General features: G+C 71.2%; 1 pseudogene. It reads left to right on the top strand.

Going from position 1 to position 1050, the window contains the following annotated elements:
• Window positions 1-1050, top strand: a pseudogene (locus JHD63_RS25285) (hypothetical protein); the annotation flags it as partial.

Raw genomic sequence — 1050 nt, forward strand, 5'->3', positions numbered from 1 at the left:
GCAGCCCGACGGCAAGGTACTGGTGGGGGGCGCTTTCAACCAGCTGGGCGGCCAGAGGCGCAACGGCCTGGCCCGCCTCAACGCCGATGGCTCGCTGGACACGGGCTTTGATCCCGGCGCCAACGGCACGGTGTACGGCCTGGCCGTGCAGCCCGACGGCAAGGTACTGGTGGGGGGCTTTTTCACCCAGCTGGGCGGCCAGACGCGCAACTACCTGGCCCGCCTCAACGCCGATGGCTCGCTGGACACGGGCTTCACTCCCGGTGCCGACTACCTGGTGCGCAGCCTGGCCGTGCAGCCCGACGGCAAGGTACTGGTGGGGGGCGCTTTCACCCAGCTGGGCGGCCAGACGCGCAACTACCTGGCCCGCCTCAACGCCGATGGCTCGCTGGACACGGGCTTTGATCCCGGCGCCAACAGCACGGTGTACGGCCTGGCCGTGCAGCCCGACGGCAAGGTACTGGTGGGAGGCGGTTTCAACCAGCTGGGCGGCCAGAGGCGCAACGGCCTGGCCCGCCTCAACGCCGATGGCTCGCTGGACACGGGCTTTGATCCCGGCGCCAACGGCTGGGTGTACAGCCTGGCCGTGCAGCCCGACGGCAAGGTACTGGTGGGGGGCGCTTTCACCCAGCTGGGCGGCCAGACGCGCAACCGCCTGGCCCGCCTCAACGCCGATGGCTCGCTGGACACGGGCGTCACTCCCGGCGCCGACTACCTGGTGTACAGCCTGGCCGTGCAGCCCGACGGCAAGGTACTGGTGGGGGGCTCTTTCACCCAGCTGGGCGGCCAGACGCGCAACCGCCTGGCCCGCCTCAACGCCGATGGCTCGCTGGACACGGGCTTTGATCCCGGCGCCGACAGCCCGGTGCTCAGCCTGGCCGTGCAGCCCGACGGCAAGGTACTGGTGGGGGGCTTTTTCACCCAGCTGGGCGGCCAGACGCGCAACCGCATCGGCCGGTTGAGCGTGCCCGAGGCTGCCTTGCAGGCGCTGGAGCTGTTGCCAGACCGCGCCCGCCTGCGCTGGTGGCGCAGCGGCAGCGGGCCCGAGCT

This window comes from Xylophilus sp. ASV27 (assembly GCF_016428875.1).
Classification (GTDB): Bacteria; Pseudomonadota; Gammaproteobacteria; order Burkholderiales; family Burkholderiaceae_C; genus Xylophilus.